This is a genomic window from Cupriavidus sp. H18C2 (assembly GCF_049393795.1).
Classification (GTDB): domain Bacteria; phylum Pseudomonadota; class Gammaproteobacteria; order Burkholderiales; family Burkholderiaceae; genus Cupriavidus; species Cupriavidus pauculus_C.
The window spans coordinates 1,827,433-1,844,703 of record NZ_CP186011.1; the positions used below are offsets into that span (position 1 = coordinate 1,827,433).

The following is a 17,271-nucleotide window of genomic DNA, read 5'->3' on the forward strand; positions in this document are numbered from 1 at the left end:
GCCATCGTCACCGGCAGCCGGGGTACTCAGCCTTCGGCCGGCTCCGGGCCGCGCCGGAAGCTGATGGCCAGCCGGTTGAACGCGTTCATCAGGCCGATCGCCATCGTCAGGTCGGCCAGTTCCTTCTCGGCAAACACGGCCGCGGCGGCGTCGAAATCCGCCTGCGGCACGTGGGTCTCGGCCACGCGCGTGACCGATTCCGCCCAGCGCAGCGCCGCCTGCTCGCGCGCGCTGAACAGGCTGCCCGCCTCGTGCCAGACCTGCACCAGCGCCAGCTTCTGCGGCGACACGCCCTTCCTGACGAGGTCGCGCGTGTGCATGTCCAGGCAGTACGCGCAGCCGTTGATCTGGCTTACGCGCAGGTAGACCATCTCGACCAGCACGTCTTCGAGCCCCGATTGCATGATGTAGCCGTAGACGCCGCCGAATGCCTTCACGCCGCCCGGCGCCGCCTTGGTGTAGTCCAGTCGCATTGCCAACTCCTGTCTGTCGTGGAAGGCCGGGTCGAGCGCCCGGCCGATGGGTAGAATCATGGACGCCGGCTGGTACACCGAAAAGCACCAAGATGCGCGCAACCGGCTGTACCACGCCGATCCCGCACCGCCCCCGACCATGCCGCCCCCACTCCACCTGCAGCTTGACCGCACGTCCCGCACGTCACTTGCGGAGCAGATCCGCGCCGGTATCGCCGCCGCCATCGAGAGCGGCGTGCTGGCGCCCGGCGCGCGGCTGCCGTCGTGGATGGACCTTGCCACCCAGCTTGGCGTGGCGCGCGGCACGGTCAAGGCCGCCTACGAGCGGCTGGTCGATGCGCAGTTGCTGGTCGCATCGCGCGCCGCCGGCACGCGGGTGGCGGACCAGCCGGCCGCGTTGCCCGGCCCCACCGGCGCGGCGCGGTCCATCGACGCCGACCTGCAGTCCGCGTTGTACCAGCACTTTCTGCCAGGGCCGGCGGTGTTCCAGATGGGCGTGCCGGCGTCCGACTGCTTTCCGGCGTCGCTGGTCGCGCGGCTGCGCGCGCGGGCCGTGCGCGACGAGGTGGAGGCGCCCGCGTCGTACCCCGATCCGCGCGGCGAGCACGCGCTGCGTCGTGAGATCGCGGCCCACGTGGCGCTGTCGCGCGGCATCGACTGCCAGCCGTCGCAGGTCTTCATCGCCGCCGGCTTCACGGGCGCGCTGGGCGTGGCGCTGCGCGTGATCCCGGCGCCGGGCCGCGCGGCCTGGGTCGAGAATCCCGGCTTCCTGCCCAGCCGCACCGCGCTGTCGATCGCCCAGTTCCGGACGGTTGCGGTGCCGGTCGACGAGGACGGGCTGGACGTGGCGCAGGGCGAGCGGCTGGCGCCCGACGCCGCCGTGGCGCTGGTGACGCCCGGCCAGCACGCGCCGCTGGGGCCGACGCTGTCGCTCGCACGGCGCATGCAGTTGCTGGACTGGGCGGGCCGGGCCGGCGCGTGGGTCATCGAGGACGACTACCTGGGCGAGTTGCAGCTGCGGCGCCGGGCGGCACCGGCGCTGGCGTCGCTGGACCGCGCCGGCCGCGTGATCCACATCGGCTCGTTCAGCAAGACCATCAGCCCCACGCTGCGGCTTGGCTTTGTGGTCGCGCCGCCCGCGCTGGTCGGCCGCTTCGAGGAGGCCGTGGCCTGCCTGGGATCGGCGCCGGGCCCGGCCGTGCAACTAGCCACCGCCGAATTCATGCGCGACGGCCACTACATGCGCCACCTGCGCCGGATGAAGCGGATCTACGCCCAGCGCAGCCAGACGCTGCTGGCCGCGCTGCAGGCGCGCCAGTTCCACGCCTACGCGGCCGGGCTGGCTGTCGTCGTCCAGTTGCCCGATGGCGCCGACGACCGGCGCATCGCCCGCGAAGCCTATGCCTACGGGCTGGCGCCGGCGCCGCTGTCCGGCTTCTACTGCGACCCCGGCACGGCCCGCGCCGGGCTGCTGCTAGGCGTGGCCACGGCCATCGAGCGGCAGGTGCCGAACGCCTGCGACCGGCTGCAGCAGCTGATCCGCATGTTCGCGTGAGCCATGCGTGGCATGGGGCGCCCGGAAAGCGGCGCCCACGCCACTACCCACACTATTGGTATCAATCCTCAGTCAAGTTTCGGCTCCGGACGGCCGTTAGCGCCGCTCATAGAGGACGTGCGACCAAACGTCCCGCCGATCAACGAAGCGAAATGGAGGAGTTGGATGCTGCAAAACCTGAGTCTGAGAAAGAAGCTCATGCTGCCCCTGGTGCTGAGCTGGGCCTGCCTGCTGGCCATCACGCTGTGGAACGTCTGGCAGATGCGCGAGCAGCGCCTGGAGGACCGCAAGGTGGCGCTGGAGCAGGTGACCGACGCGGCAAATTCAGTGGTTGCTGAATACGAGGCGCTGGCGCGCGCCGGCAAGCTGAGCAGCGAGGACGCGCAGAAGCAGGCCATCGACCGCGTGCGGGCCATCCGCTTTGGCGCCGACGGCTACTTCACGATCATGCGCTCCGACATGGTCGTGCTGATGCATCCGATCAAGTCCGAACTCAATGGCAAGTTCATGGGCGACATGAAGGACCCGAACGGCGTCTACCTGTTCCGCGACATCGCGCAGATCGGCAAGACCACCGGCAAGGGCTTCATCGAATACCTGTGGCCCAAGCCGGGCGCCGAGGCGCCGCAGCCCAAGCTCAGCTACACGCTGAACTTCAAGCCGTGGGACTGGGACTTCATCGCCGGCCTGTACCTCGACGACATCCACGCCGAATTCCGCGCCGCGCTCTGGAAGGCGCTGGGCTGGCTGGTGGCCGTGGGCGCGCTGATGAGCGTGGTGATGGTGCGGGTGTCGATAAGCCTGCAGAAGCAGCTTGGCGGCGAACCGGCGCTGACGTCGCACATTGCCGCGCGCATCGCCGAGGGCGACCTTGCCACGCAGGTCGAGACCGCACCGCACGACCGCGACAGCGTGCTGTACAACATGCAGCAGATGCAGGCACGGCTGACCGGCGCCATCGGCCAGATCCGCGGCTCCGCCGACGCCATCGCCGGGGCGGCGCGCCAGATCTCGGCCGGCAACGTCGACCTGTCGCGCCGCAGCGAGGAACAGGCGGCGTCGCTGGAACAGACCGCCGCGAGCATGGAGGAACTGACCAGCACCGTGCGCCAGAGCGCCGATAACGCGCGCCAGGCGGCGCACCTGGCCGAGGGCGCATCGGATATCGCCGTGCGCGGTGGCGAGATCGTGCACAAGGTCGTGGCGACGATGGGCGAGATCAAGGACGCCTCGGGCAAGGTGGTGGACATCATCGCCGTGATCGAGGGTATCGCCTTCCAGACCAACATCCTGGCCCTGAACGCGGCCGTGGAAGCGGCCCGGGCCGGCGAGCAGGGCCGCGGCTTCGCGGTGGTGGCCGGGGAAGTCCGCAGCCTGGCCCAGCGCAGCGCCACGGCGGCCAAGGAAATCAAGTCGCTGATCGACAACTCGGCCCAGCGCGTGGAAGACGGCGCGACGCTGGTGGAAGGCGCCGGCAAGGCCATGGAAGAGATCGTCGAGGCCGTCAAGCGCGTGACCGACCTGATGGGCGAGATGCGCGCCGCCACCGAGGAACAGACCGGCGGCATCGAGCAGGTCAACCAGGCGGTGTCGCAGATGGACCAGATGGCGCAGCAGAACGCCGCGCTGGTGGAGCAGGCCACGGCCGCCGCCGCGTCGCTGGAGGACCAGGCCGACGCGCTGCACCGCGCCGTGGGCCAGTTCCGGCTGGCCGGTGCGCTGTAACCCGCCGGCTTCGCGCCGGTATCAAAGGCCCGCAGCGATGCGGGCCTTTTTGCGTTCCGGCGGCAAACCTTGGTCTGAACCTTGCTGCGCCAAGCACATCCGGTTACCCATGTCTTATTCAGCAGCCAAAGGAGTCCAAGATGAATACGCCCCGCGACAATGCCCCGCAAAACACCCCCGCCGAAAACGACGCGAACAAGGCGAGCGAAAACCAGACAGTCGAAATCAAGGTGTCCGGCGACGGTAATGGACTCGTCGACGACGAAACCTCCGGCCACGTACTCAAGCCCGAGCACCCCGCGCCCGGCAAGACGCCGAACGAGCGCCTGGCGGGCGAAGGCGACGCGGACGCGACCAGCCAGTAAATGCTGCGGCGATTATCCGAATACCCCCCAACGGCGGGGCATGCATACATTTAGACTTAACCCCACCTTAATCTGGCATCGGAAAAAAGGTAAATATTGCAGCACGTGCGGCGCCCAATGTTACGTAACACGTAACGGGCGCCGGTCAGGTTTTCACGGCGCCATGCGGGTTGTGGCGCGATTTTCATTCTGGAACGGTTTTTGCGCTGCTCCTTTTTCAAACACAAAATCAGAAACAAGGGGAGCTTCAGATGAAGGCTGCGGTTCTAGAGTCCAGGCCGCTGATCGGCCTTGGCATCCAGCAGGTATTGCACCGGATCGCGGACGTCCACGACGCCAGCGTGGTCTCGCCTGCGCTGTCGCCATCGCCATCGCGCGCTCATTCCCTGCGGGGCATCGAGTTGCTGATCGTCGGCGACCTGTTCCAGGGGTACGACGCCGCCACGCTCGAACTGCTGGGCACCGCCGACGCCGTCCGGGGCGTGCTGTACCTGGGCTCCAGCGGCACGGTCCAGTGGACGCCCCCGCGCACAGTGTCGCCGTTGCTGTCGTGGCTGCCGGAGAACGCCCCGGCCGACGACATCGAGCAGACCATGCGCCGGATCATCGGCGCCATGCGCACCGGCGGCACGGAGCCCGGCCGCGAAGCCGCGCTGGCCGACGATGGGGTCGCCGTGGTCCTGCCGATGGTGCCCGCGCGCAATGTCGGCCAGGGCTTGCCCGCGTTTGCCGCCGAGGCCCAGTTGCTGAACCTGACGCAGCGCCAGTACGACGTGCTCGTGCTGCTGTCCAAGGGCATGTCGATCAAGCTGATCAGCCGCCGGCTGGACATTTCGGTGCCAACGGTCAAGAGCCACACGCTGCAGATCTACCGCCGGCTGGCGGCCCGCAGCAAGACCGAGGCCGTGTTCCGCGCGCGCGAGAAAGGCGCCATGCTGAGCGTGCCGTCGGCCGCCGTGACGGCCGAGGCGGCCTGATCCCGGCGCCCCCGGCGCCCCTGGCGATCAGGGCCGCTGCGGGAACGTCCGCTCGAAGACCGCCTCGGCAATGCGGTTCTTGAGGATCTCGATCGAGCCGCCCGCGATCATCCAGCCCCGGCAGCGCCGCTGGCAGTACTCGACCAGTTCCTCCTGGCTGTAGCCCATGCCGCCCATCACCTGCAGCGCCTCGTTGGCGATGTCGAAGCCGGCCTGGTTGCAGAACGCCTTGGCGATGGCCGTTTCCTCGGCCGACGGCAGGCCGCTGTCGGCATTGCTGGCCGCCCGGTACAGCAGCAGCTGGCCGGCATCGAGCTTCATCTTCATCTCGGCGAACTTCCACTGCAGACCCTGGAATTCGCACAGCAGGCGCCCGAACTGCTTGCGCTGCAGCGCCCACTGGCGCGCCACCTCGTACGCATAGCGGCCCAGCGCCAGCGAGCGCGCGGTGTTGCCCATGCGCTCGACGTTGAAGCCGGCAATCTGCTTCTTGAAGCCGCCCTCGCCCAGCAGCACGTCCTGCGGCGCCACGTAGACGTCCTCGAAGTAGATCTGCGCCCATTCCTCGCCCGACATGAAGCGCGACTTCTGGCCGATGCGCACGCCCGGCGCCTTCGTGTCGATCAGCACCGAGCCGATGCCGCCTACGCCGGGGCCGAATCGCACGTACGCCAGGATCACGTCGGCATGGGGCCCATGCGTGGTGAAGATCTTGGTGCCGTTGATGCGGAAGCCCTCGCCGTCGGGCGTGGCGCTGGTCTTCAGCTCGGTGACGGCCGATCCGGCCTCGGGCTCGGTCATGCCAACCGAGATCAGCGTCTCGCCGCGCAGCAGCGGCGCCAGCCACTTGTCCTTCTGCGCCGGCGATCCGTACTCGGCCAGCACGCGGATCGCGCCGAAGTTGCCGGCCTGCACCACGTCCGCGCTGCGGGGGCAGTGGGCCGCCACGGCCTGGATGGCGATCACGGCGTCCATCAGCGTGCCGCCCTGGCCGCCGTCGGCCTCGGCAATCGTGATGCCGAGCAGGCCCTGCTCGGCCATCTTCTTCGCCACGTCCCACGGGTAGGCGTCGGTATGGGCGCGCTCGCGGGCGCCGGGGCGCAGTGCCTTTTCGGCAAAGCGGCTCACGGCGTCCTGGAATTCCTGCTGTTCGGGGGTGAGCTTGAAATGCATGGTGTCTCCGGTGAGGCTGGGTATGGGGATGGCTGCGCGCGCCGATCAGTCGGCCAGGCGCAGCACGCAGTCGACGCCGACCACGCCGTCGGCGCGCACGAACAGCGGGTTGATCTCGGCCTCGGCCACGGTGGCGCCGTCCAGCGCCGCCAGGCGAGAGAAGCGGACGATGGCGTCGGCCAGCGCGTCGACGTCGCCGCGCGGCAGGCCACGGAAGCCGCGCACGATGCGCGTGGACCGCACTTCGTCGATCATCTGCCGTGCGTCGGCCAGGCTCACGGGCGCCGGCCGCAGGCTGACGTCACGATGCAGCTCGGCCGTGATGCCGCCGGCGCCGAGCACGACGATGGGCCCCACCAGCGGGTCCAGCCGATAGCCGAGCATCAGCTCCAGCAGCCGGTCCTCCATGCGCTGGACGAGGATGCCGTCGACGCGGGCAGCCGGCGCGTGGGCGCGCGCGTTGGCCATCAGGCGCTGTACGGCGGCGGCCAGTTCGGCGTTGTCGCGCACGCCCACCTGCACGCCGCCGATCTCGGTCTTGTGCAGGATGTCGCGCGAGCACACCTTGGCGACCACCGGATACGGCACCGCGTGGGCCAGCGACGCCGGATCGACCAGCGCGGCCGGCGCCACGGGCACGCCCAGCGCCGCGAAGACGGCGCCGGCCTCGATCTCGCTGAGGTCGCCCTGCGTCGGCAGCCCGGCCGGCCACGCCAGCGGCGGCAGCGGCGCATCGGGCGCCGCCTGGCCCGCCCGGGCCGCGCGGAACAGGCAGGCCAGCGCATCGGCGCAGCTTTCGGGCGTGCGGAACGCGGGCACGCCGGCGTCCTGCAGCACCTGCAGCGACTGCGTGGCTTCCGGCGACAGGAACGCCAGCAGCGGCTTGCCGCCCACCGCCGATGCCTCGACGATGGGCCTGACCGCAAGCTGCGGATGAAACTGCGCCGACGACCCGGCCACGCACAACACGGCATCGCACCAGTCGCCCTGCAGCATCTGCTCCACGAGGTCGCGGTACTGCGCGCCGCTGGCGGCCAGCGTCAGGTCGATGATCGGCGTCTGCCGGATCTTCACGCCGCGCGTCGCCATGTGTGCGATGAAGGCGTCGGGCGGCGCCACGGCTTCCACGCCGGACAGGCCCAGGCGGTCCACCACCGTGGCCGCCCCGCCGCCGGTCGTCGTCACCACGGCCACGCGCGGCGCGCGGTCCAGCGCGGGCACCGTGCGCGCGTAGCGGCTGGCCAGCGGCGCCGCCTCGAACAGTGTTTCCAGCAGTTCCACGCGCATCGCGCCATGCTGGCGCAGAAAGGCGTCCACGGCCGCGTCGTTGCCGGCCAGCGCGCCCGTGTGCGACTGGGCAAGCGCCTCGCCCTGCGCCGAACGCCCGAGCTTGTAGACCAGCACCGGCTTGCCGGCGGCCCTGGCGCGGCGCAGCGCCGGACCCAGCACCGCCGCGTCGCGGATCGTTTCCAGGAACAGCAGGATGACCTCGGTGGCGGCGTCGTCGACCAGCAGGTCCACCAGCTCGCCCACGCCGATATCGCATTCGTTGCCCACCGACACGAGCTTGGCAAAGCCCATGCCGCGCGCCGCGCCCCGCGACAGCAGCGCGCCCAGCATCGACCCGCTCTGCGACACCACGCTGACGGGGCCGGCATGCAGCGCGTCCATCTCCAGCACCGCGTTGACGGACAGCACCGCGCCGCTATGGATGTCGACCACGCCGATGCTGTTCGGCCCCAGCACGCGCACGCCCAGCGCGCGCGCCTGCTCGGCCAGCGCCTGCTGCGCCGCCATGCCAGCCTGGCCCAGTTCCGCAAAGCCGTCGGAGAAGATGGTCACCACGCGCGCGCCCTGCGCGGCGCTCTGCGCCAGCGCCTCGGCCACGTGGGCGCCGGGCACCATCACGAACGCGTGGTCGATCGGCTCGGGCAGCGCGGCCACGCTCGGGTACGCGGCCAGCCCCATCACCTCGGTCCGGCCGGCGTTGACCGGCAGGATGCGGCCCTGGAAGCCGTGCTTGCGCATGAAGCGCAACGGCCGGGCCGTGTTCTTCTTCTCGTCGGCCGAAGCGCCCACCAGCGCCACGGCCTGCGGCGCGAACAGCGCGCGCGCCAGGTCCTTGCCCGTGGCGGCCACGGCGGGCGCGCCGGCCACGATTTCCTTGTCGACTCTCGTCATGACTGTTCCGTCTGCTTCGGTATCAATGAGGGGATGGCTTCAGCGCGCGCGCAGCGCACCGAGCCCCAGCGCGCGCACCGGGCGCGCGTCGAGCTGCCACAGCGCGTCCAGCAGGCTGGCGGCGCGGATCGTGCCCAGCACGGGGCCGGCCAGCTCCATGAACTTGTCTGCCAGCGTCGCGTCGTCGAGCGGCGCTTCGGGATCGCCGCGCCGGTAGGGCGCGAAGTGCTCGTGGCGGCGGCCGTCGGCCATCTCGATCGCCACGCGCGCGGCGCGCTGGCGCGGAAAGGCGGCGGTCAGCGCGGGATCGGCGGCCAGCGTGATGCGCTGCATCAGCGCGCGGATGGCGGGATCGGCCAGGCGCGCGGGGCTGAACGCATCGAGCCGCACCGCGCCGTGCAGGATGCCGTGCGCCACCACGTAGGGCAGGCTGAAGCGCGCCTCGAACGGCGTGGCCGGATGGAAGTTGCCGGTGACGTCCAGCGCCACCTGGTACGCCTGCACGTGCACGGCGGCAATGCGCGACGGATCGAGGTCATGGTCGCGCACGAGCTGCATCGCGGCGTCGATGGCGGCGAACGTGTGGCCGCAGCAGCCGTGGTTCTTCTGCGTGATGCGCGTGACGTGGAAGTCGCTGCCCAGGCCGTCGGTGACGCGCGACCAGTCCGGGCTGCCGCCCAGCGCCGCGCCAAAGCCGGCGTCGCCTTCCAGGATGTCGCGCACGCCGGTCACGCCATGCGCGGCGCCCTGCGCGGCCAGCACGCCGGTCTGGGCCGCATGGCCCGCGTGCAGCGCCTTGGTCATCGCATCGGAGCGGAAGGCCTGCTGCAGCCCCGAGGCAAACGTGGTGGCCGTGGCCATCGCATGGCCTGCCACGCCGGCATCGCCCGGCGCCAGCAGCAGCGCGCCGGCCGCCGCCGCGCCAATGCAGCCGACCGTGCCGGTGGTATGGAAGTAGCGGTAGTGCGCGGGCTGGATCGCCGCGCCGATACGCGTGGAGACCTCGTAGCCGGCCCCCACGGCGCGCAGCAGGTCGGTGCCGCTGGCGTCGCACTGCTCGGCCACGGCCAGGGCGGCGGCGATGGTCGGGCAGCCCGGGTGATAGACCGCGTCGCGGTAGATGTCGTCGAACTCGGCCGCGTGCGACACGCTGCCGTTGATCCACGCGGCCAGCGCCGGGAAGGCCGTGGTGCCATGGCCCAGCACGGTACTGTGTCCCACGCCCAGTTCGGCGCGATGGGCCGCCATCAGTTGCTGGCCCGGCGCCATCGGCACGCCGGCCAGCAGCGCGGCAAACCAGTCGATCACCACGCGCCGGGCGTGGTGCTGTACGTCGTCGGGCAGCGGCGCATGGGCCTGGCTGCCGACATAGTCGGCAAATCGGTCGATCAGCATGCCGGGGGTCTCCGGTGGTCTCCTCTGGAATGCCTCCATCGTACGAACCGCCACCGGCCCAGCTTTGACATTTGGTGAAAGCTCCCGAGCCCGGCCGCGTATCCGGCCCGGCCCGGGCTGGTGCATACTCGGCGCACGCCGTTTTGCGCGCAGCTTTTCCTTCCGGAGCACGCCCGACCCATGGACATGGACATTCCTTCGCTTGCCATCCTGATTGCCGCCGTGGAAGAGAAGAGCCTGTCACGTGCGGCCGAGCGCGAGAACCTGGTCACCTCCGCCGCCAGCAAGCGGATTGCCGAGCTGGAACGGCGCGCGGGCACGGCGCTGCTGCGCCGCCACGGGCGCGGCGTGGAGCCCACGCCGGCCGGCGCCATGCTCTACCAGCGCGCCAAGGCCATCGTGCGCAGCGTGCAGCTTGCGCAGGACGCGCTGGCGGCCTACTCGCTCGACGGCATCGCCAAGATCCGGCTGGCGTCCAACCGGTCGACCATCCTGCAGTTCCTGCCGGCCGACATCAGCGGCTTCCTGAAACACGACCCCGAGGCCCGCATCGACCTGGTGGAAGCGTTCAGCTTCGACATCCCGCGCATGGTCTCCAACGGCGATGCCGACATCGGCATCTACCACGCGCGCAGCCCCAGCCCCGGCGTGCACTCGCTGCCATACCGCCAGGACCGCGTGGGGTTGGTGGTGCCGCGCGGGCATCCGCTGGAGGCACGCGGCGCGCTGCATCTGGAAGAGGCGCTGGACTACGACTTCCTGGGCTACTTTCCGCGCCACACGTTCGACGCGTTCCTGACGCTGGTGTCCGGCACGATCTCGCGGCCGCTGACCGTCAAGACGCAGGTGTCGAACTTCGAGGCGCGCTGCCGCATGGTGCGCGAGGGCCTGGGCCTGGCCGTGGTGCCCGAGGGCATCGCCCGCAACTACCTGCAGATGATGGGCCTGTCGCTGCTGACGCTGAAGGACGACTGGGCCGAGCGCGCGTTCTATGTCTGCGTGCGCGACCGCGACAGCCTGCCATCGGCCGTGGGCCGGCTGCTGGAATACCTGAGCCGCTGCGCCGCGATGGAGCAGCATTTCCTGAAGCCCAGGTAGCCGCGGCCGCGCCGCACGGCAAGAACGCAGCGTTTCTGTTTCGTCAAAGCTCGGCGCCGCCGTCTTTCTAAGATGGTCCCAGGGCTACCGCGCCAGCGGCAGGCCCCATGACAAGAGACACACGGAGACAGCGATGAAAGACTTCCTGCGGCGCTCGGCCGCCGGCGTACTGCTTTTTTGCGCCGCGACAGCCCATGCCCAGCAACCGTACCCGTCGAAGCCGATCCGCGTGGTCGTGGCGTTCACGGCCGGCGGCACCACCGACATCCTGGCGCGCGAGGTGGCGCAGCAGATGGGCAAGGCGCTGGGCCAGAGCGTGGTGGTGGAAAACCGCCCCGGCGCCGGCGGCAACATCGGCACGGACTTCGTCGGCCGCAGCGACCCCGACGGCTACACACTACTGGCCACGTCGGTGGGCCCCGTGGCGATCAATCCCACGCTGTACAGCCGCCTCAAGGTCAACCCGCAGACCGACCTGCAGGCCGTGGCGCCCATCGCCGACGTGCCCAACGTGATGGTCGTCAGCCCCGGCGTGCCGGCCAAGACCGTGCAGGAGTTCATCGCCTACGCCAAGGCGCACCCGAACCAGCTCAACTTCAGCTCCACCGGCGTGGGCACGGCCGCGCACCTGTCCGGCGTGCTGTTCAACGAGAGCGCGGGCACCAAGACGACCCACGTGCCGTACAAGGGCGCCGACGCGCTGAACGACCTGCTGGCCGGCCGCGTGCAGTTCATGTTCGCGACTGTGCCGTCGGTGATCTCGCATATCCGCGGTGGGCAACTGCGCGCGCTGGCCGTGACGTCGCGCAAGCGGTCGAGCGCGCTGCCCGACGTGCCGACCATGGCCGAGGCCGGCGTGCGCAACGTGGTGACGGGCGCGTGGTTCGGCCTGTTCGCGCCGAAGGGCACGCCGCCGGAGATCGTCGCCAGGCTGAACCGCACCGTGACCGACGCGCTGTCGCAGCCCGAGATGCGCAGCAAGCTCGCGCAGCAGGGCGCGGAGGCGATGAGCCTGACGCCCGACGCGTTCGGCAAGTTCGTCGTGGCCGAGTACCAGGCGTGGAAGCCCGTGGTGGTCAGCTCGGGCGCGCGCATCGACTGACCGGCACCCGTCGCGCCATGCCGGCCTGCCATGCAGCATGGCCGGCCCGCGCCGGTGCGGCTATCGCACATTGCATCGCACAACCGGGGGCTGACCCTGACGCCGGCCGCCCGGTTCCTCGCCGATAATCGCCCGGCCGGCGCCGTCCGGCCGAGAGCCCCGGGGCGCCGCCACCGGGTGCGAGCAGAACATCAGTGAAGGAGATGTAGTGCGTATCAAGCGTCAAGCCGCGCGCGCCGCGTGCGGGATGGCCGTTGCCATCGCCACCCTGTCCACCCCGTCCGCCTTTGCCGCGGACGCCTGGCCCAGCAAGCCGATCAAGGTCATCGTGCCGTACACGCCGGGCGGGTCCACCGACACCGTGTCGCGCGTGGTGTTCGAGCGCGTGTCCCAGAGCCTGGGCCAGCCGATCATCATCGAGAACAAGCCCGGCGCCAACAGCACGCTGGGCGTGGGCGTGGCCGCGCGCTCGGCGCCGGACGGCTACACGTTCGTGTCGGTGCTGGCCGCGTACAGCGCCAACATGTCGCTGTACTCCAAGCTCAGCTACAAGCCGTCGGACCTGACACCAGTGGCGGAAATGGCAGAACTGCCGTTGTTCCTGTTTGCCAGCAAGAAGGTGCCCGCCAGGAGCGTCGGCGAGCTGGTCGACTACGGCCGCAAGCATCCGGACGCGCTGACGTTCGGCTCCAGCGGCGTCGGCAGCTCGGCGCATCTGACCGGCGAGCGGCTGGCGATGGAATCGAAAGTCCGCATGACGCACGTGCCGTACAACGGCAGCGCGCCGATCCTGCCCGCGCTGGTGGCCGGCGAGGTCTCCGTGGCGTTCGACCCGCTGCTGGTGCCGATGCCGCATGTGAAGTCCGGCAAGATCAACGTGCTGGCCGTGGCATCCGCCAAGCGCTGGCCCGGCGAGCCCAACATCCCGACCATGGAGGAGTCCGGCTTTCCCGGCTTCATCATGAGTTCGTGGACCGGCCTGCTGGCCCCGGCCGGCACGCCGCAGCCGGTGGTCGACCGCATGGCGAAGGAGATCGCGGCCGCCACGCGCAGCCCCGACGTGGCGAAGAAGCTGACCGAGCTGGGCTTCATCCCGGTGGGCAGCACGCCCGACGAGTTCCGCAAGCTGATCGAGCGCGACACCACGCGCTACGCGCAGATCGTGAAGGCCGGCAAGATCACGCTCGACTGAACGGCAGCCGGCCCGCACGGGCGGGCGGTTTCCACCGGAAGCCGGCCCGCCCGCACCTTCACTGCGCAGTCAGAGATTTTGATACTTCTAACAAATCTCTTCAGACGCAATCAAAAAAGATTCAATTACGGAAGGTGACGCGACCGCCAACAATGCAGTGACGATGGTTCCCCGGCGAACGATGTCATGGGCCTGGCTGCGTCTGCTTCTTACCCACCCTTCCGCAACGATGGTCCGGAGCCGGACGCGCCCACGCCGCGCGTGACGCTGGGCGCCGCCGCGCTGGTGGCGCTGTCCGTGCATGCCACGCCGGCCGCCGCCCAGGCCACGGCGCGCTGCGGCAGCGACATCTCGGGCAGCTTTCCGACCGGCGTGCTGTGCCAGCCGGCCATCGGCACGGCGGCCGTGCTGGGCACGCTGCCAGGCGCCACGTTCGGCGGCACCACCGCCTCCAGCCTGCGGGCATTCGGCCGACAGGCCAGCGCGTCGGTGACCGTGGACGGCGCGACGATTACGAACAGCGCCACGGTCAGCAACGCCCATGGGGTCCAGGCCCAGGTCACGGGCGCGCCCGGCGACGCCACGGTGACGTTCTCGGGCGGCGCCACTGGCATCACGCTAACCGGCGCGACTGCGCTGGACGGCGCCAACGCGCTCAACAACACGGCGGGCGCGGCGTCGATCTCGGTCACGGCCGGCACGGCGCTCCAGATCACCAACCTCGTCAACGGCAACGACCATGACGGGCTGGACGCCAACAACACCGGCGGCGGCAATGCCAGCATCGTGCACAACGGCACGGGCCAGATCTCGGTGGTGGGCGGCAACGGCGTCCATGGCCGCGCAGTGGGCGCCGGCACCATCTCCGCGACGGTCGGCAGCGGCGTGTCGATCATCGTCGACAACACCAACGGCGTGGCGGACCCCGCCGACCCCGGCCTGGAAGCGGGCAAGGCCAACCACGCCGGCATCTGGGCCCGCACCGTCGGCAGCGGCGCGATCACGATCGACAACGGCGCCAGCATCCGGTCCATCGACGAGAACGCGTTCGGCATCCTGGGCTGGGGCGGCACGGGCGCGGTCAGCATCCGCAATACGGGCGCGATCACGACCGACGGCACGGCCGGCAGCGCGCTGCGCGCCGCCGCCACCACCAGCGGCGACATCACCATCGTCAACCGTGGCGCCCTGACGACCACCGGGATACAGGGCCACGGCATCTACGTCAGCGGCGGCGCCACCGACGGCAACATCGCCGTGGAGAACCACGGCACGCTGACCGTGGGCAGCCCCGCCAACGCCGGCGACGCGGAGGGGTCGCGCGCCATCTACGTGATCGCGCGCGGCGCCAGCAACGCCCAGGTCACGGGCTCGGGCGACATTACCGTGCGCGGCGCGCCGACCTCGGGGCGCGGCTACGGCATCATCATGAGCGCGGTCAACGGCACGTCGACGGTGGACTATTCCGGCAACATCACGGTGGTCGGCAACGGCGCGGGCGCCATTCGCGCCCATTCGAACACCAACGCGACGACGGTGGACTACCACGGGGGCAAGCTCGAAACGTTCAACGCCAACGCCAACGGCATCTACGCCACCAATGATTCAGCCACCGCGCCCGTGACCGTGCGCGCGTCGGGCACCATCGTCACCCATGCCGACAACGGCGGCGGCGACGGCTCCGGCGGCGGCTCGTTCGGCCTGCAGGCCACCACGCTGGGCGGCCCGGTCAGCATCGACTTCCAGGGCGGGCAGATCGACGTCAACGGGTCGGGCGCGGGCATCGTCGCCGGCTCGGGCTTCAGCGGCGGCACCGGCGCGGGCAGCGTCACCGTCCGCAACGCCGGCGCGATCCTCGCGCGCGGCGCCACCCAGCGCGGCATGCGCAGCTTCAGCAGCACCGGCGCGCAGCAGATCACGAACACCGGATCGATCCAGACGCTCGGCGTAGCCGACTCGCAAGGCATCCTGGCCCAGGCGACTGCCGCCGCGGCCATCACCGTGGCCAACAGCGGCGGCATCCAGACCGTCGGCAACAACGCATCCGGCATCGAGGCCACCACGCAGGGCACGGTCGACGTCACCAGCACCGGGCCGATTTTGGCGGGATGGGGCACCAGCGCCGGCATCCGCGTGGGCGGCGCGGCGCAGGCCGTGCAGAACGGGGCCGGACTGTCGGCGCTCAGCGACGTGGCGGTGGCGGCCGACAACGGCGCGGCGGGCAGCTTCGTGCTGCGCAACACGGGCGCGATGACGGGCGTGGTCACCGCCGCCACGTCGGCCACGCAGATCGCCAACGCCGGGGCCTGGAACCTGCGTCGGTTCATCGACGGCAGCGGCACGGGGGTCCGCGACACGTGGCAGGTGGCGGTGGCCAACCTGGGCACGAGCGGCGCCAACAGCGTCGACAACGGCGGCACGCTGTCGCTGGCGCCGCAGCCAGTCGGCACGGCCGCCACGCGCAGCCCGGCCGACGCCATCGCCACGTTCGACGCCACCGGCGCCTACTTGCCGCTCGGCCAGTCGGCCAACGCGCCGGTGCTGGGCGGCGCGGTGCAGGGGCAATTGCTGGGCGTGCGGACGTTCACGAACAGCGGCACCATCGACGTGGCCGGTGGCGGCACGGCCGTCGGCAACGTGCTGGTGATCACCGGCGGGCAGACGCCCGGCGCCGATGGCGGCGGCACATTCGTGTCGAACGGCGGCGCGCTCAAGCTCAACACGGTGCTCAACGAAGGCGGCGCGGCCAGCCGGTCCGACATGCTCGTCGTCGACGCCACCGCCACCGGCCCGGGCGGGCCGACCCGCATCGCCGTGAACAACGTGGGCGGCGCGGGCGCGCTGACCAACGGCGCCGGCATCGCGCTGGTCGAGCTGACCAACAAGGCGCCGTCGGCCAGCGACCCCAACGCGTTCGCGCTGAACGGCCGTGCCGTGGCCGGGGTCTACGAGTACCGCCTGTTTCGAGGCGACCAGGCCGGCGCCAATCCGGACGTCTGGTACCTGCGCTCCGAGCGCAGCCCCGAGCCCACGCCAACCCCGCAGGCGCTGTACCGGCCCGAGGTGGCCGCCTACCTGGCCAACCAGCGGCTGGCCGGGCAGATGTTCGTCCACAGCCTGCACGACCGGCTGGGCGAGCCGCAGTACGTGGAATCGCAGGGCTTCGACCGGGCGGAGGACAAGCCGCGCGCGGGCTGGCTGCGCGCCGTGGGCAACTGGCAGGGCAGCCGCAGCAAGGACGGCGTGTACAAGACCAGCACCGACTCGTTCCTGCTGCACGGCGGGCTCGAACTCGCCAAGTGGCACCTGGGCTCTGAGACCGACCGCGCGCACGCCGGGCTGATGGCCAGCTACGGCAACGCCCGCACCGACGCGGACGCCGCCGGCAACGCGTTCCACGCGCGCGGCAAGGTGGAAGGCTGGAGCGTCGGCGCGTACGGCACGTGGTACCAGAACGACGAGAACCGGCTGGGCGCCTACGTCGACACGTGGTTCCAATACGGCTGGTTCACCAACCGCGTGGAGGGCGACCTGCTGCCCTCGGTGCGCTACCACGCGCAGGGGCTGGCGCTGTCGGGCGAGGCGGGCTACGCGGTGCCGCTGCGCGACGGCTGGGTGGTGGAGCCGCAGGCGCAATTGATCTACGTCGACTACAACGAGGACGATGTCACCGAGCCCAACGGCACGCGCGTGAACGGCGCCGACAGCTCAGGCGTCATCACCCGGCTCGGCGTGCGCACGCACCGCACCTACGACCGCGCCGACGGCCGTAAGTACCAGCCGTACCTGACCGTGAACTGGTGGTACAGCGACACGGACAGCAACATCGCGTTCAACCAGATCCCGGTGGGCACCCTCTATCCCCACAACCGGATGGAGCTGAAGCTGGGCCTGAACGCGGACCTGGGCAAGGGCCGCACGGCCTGGGCCAATGTCTCGGGCTCCTGGGGCCAGCAGAACTACTACCAGTACGCGGCCCGCGTCGGCTTCAAGTACACCTGGAAGTAGCCGTCCAGGGGCGCCGCCCGAGAAAAT

General features: G+C 70.5%; 12 protein-coding genes. 8 read left to right on the forward strand and 4 right to left on the reverse strand.

Annotated features, from left to right (window positions below; all coding sequences use genetic code 11):
* Window positions 1-26 precede the first annotated feature (26 nt).
* Window positions 27-479 carry a carboxymuconolactone decarboxylase family protein gene (locus EPAKOI_RS24750; protein WP_216644010.1) on the reverse strand — a complete coding sequence of 151 codons (453 nt, stop codon included), beginning with the start codon at window positions 477-479 and terminating at the stop codon, window positions 27-29.
* 133 nt (window positions 480-612) lie between these two features.
* Here EPAKOI_RS24750 and EPAKOI_RS24755 point away from each other — a divergent pair, with 133 nt between their 5' ends.
* The 4 genes from EPAKOI_RS24755 to EPAKOI_RS24770 all read left to right on the forward strand — a co-directional run bounded on the left by EPAKOI_RS24755 (window position 613) and on the right by EPAKOI_RS24770 (window position 5,095).
* Entirely contained in the window at window positions 613-2,028 is a 1,416-nt protein-coding gene (locus EPAKOI_RS24755) for a PLP-dependent aminotransferase family protein (RefSeq protein WP_423194571.1), read from the forward strand.
* 165 nt (window positions 2,029-2,193) lie between these two features.
* Window positions 2,194-3,753, forward strand: a complete 1,560-nt coding sequence (locus tag EPAKOI_RS24760) for a methyl-accepting chemotaxis protein (protein WP_423193986.1) — start codon at window positions 2,194-2,196, stop codon at window positions 3,751-3,753.
* A gap of 140 nt (window positions 3,754-3,893) precedes the next feature.
* Window positions 3,894-4,118 (forward strand): hypothetical protein, encoded by a 225-nt coding sequence (locus EPAKOI_RS24765; protein ID WP_124685683.1) that lies wholly within the window; start codon window positions 3,894-3,896, stop codon window positions 4,116-4,118.
* 251 nt (window positions 4,119-4,369) lie between these two features.
* Window positions 4,370-5,095 (forward strand): response regulator transcription factor, encoded by a 726-nt coding sequence (locus EPAKOI_RS24770; RefSeq protein WP_423193987.1) that lies wholly within the window; start codon window positions 4,370-4,372, stop codon window positions 5,093-5,095.
* A 27-nt stretch (window positions 5,096-5,122) separates the two neighbouring features.
* Here the strand turns inward: EPAKOI_RS24770 and EPAKOI_RS24775 are convergent, their stop codons facing one another.
* From EPAKOI_RS24775 to EPAKOI_RS24785, 3 genes are read right to left on the reverse strand one after another with little or no spacing between them, the layout of a single operon-like run.
* Complete coding sequence (locus EPAKOI_RS24775; RefSeq protein WP_423193988.1) at window positions 5,123-6,268, reverse strand: acyl-CoA dehydrogenase family protein; 1,146 nt, start codon at window positions 6,266-6,268, stop codon at window positions 5,123-5,125.
* A 45-nt stretch (window positions 6,269-6,313) separates the two neighbouring features.
* Window positions 6,314-8,449, reverse strand: coding sequence for an acetate--CoA ligase family protein (locus EPAKOI_RS24780; RefSeq protein WP_423193989.1), 2,136 nt, complete (start codon window positions 8,447-8,449; stop codon window positions 6,314-6,316).
* 39 nt (window positions 8,450-8,488) lie between these two features.
* Entirely contained in the window at window positions 8,489-9,844 is a 1,356-nt protein-coding gene (locus EPAKOI_RS24785) for an MmgE/PrpD family protein (protein WP_423193990.1), read from the reverse strand.
* Window positions 9,845-10,030: 186 nt separating this feature from the next.
* On the opposite strand from EPAKOI_RS24785, the gene EPAKOI_RS24790 reads away from it, so the two are divergent.
* The 4 genes from EPAKOI_RS24790 to EPAKOI_RS24805 all read left to right on the forward strand — a co-directional run bounded on the left by EPAKOI_RS24790 (window position 10,031) and on the right by EPAKOI_RS24805 (window position 17,244).
* Window positions 10,031-10,942: a LysR family transcriptional regulator gene (locus EPAKOI_RS24790; RefSeq protein WP_124685688.1), complete on the forward strand. Its 912-nt coding sequence runs from the start codon at window positions 10,031-10,033 to the stop codon at window positions 10,940-10,942.
* A 133-nt stretch (window positions 10,943-11,075) separates the two neighbouring features.
* Window positions 11,076-12,044, forward strand: a complete 969-nt coding sequence (locus tag EPAKOI_RS24795; protein ID WP_124685689.1) for a Bug family tripartite tricarboxylate transporter substrate binding protein — start codon at window positions 11,076-11,078, stop codon at window positions 12,042-12,044.
* 247 nt (window positions 12,045-12,291) lie between these two features.
* Window positions 12,292-13,236, forward strand: coding sequence for a Bug family tripartite tricarboxylate transporter substrate binding protein (locus tag EPAKOI_RS24800; protein ID WP_253700346.1), 945 nt, complete (start codon window positions 12,292-12,294; stop codon window positions 13,234-13,236).
* A gap of 186 nt (window positions 13,237-13,422) precedes the next feature.
* A complete protein-coding gene (locus EPAKOI_RS24805) occupies window positions 13,423-17,244 on the forward strand; it encodes an autotransporter outer membrane beta-barrel domain-containing protein (protein ID WP_423193991.1) in 3,822 nt (1,273 codons plus the stop codon).
* The last annotated feature ends 27 nt before the right edge of the window (window positions 17,245-17,271 follow it).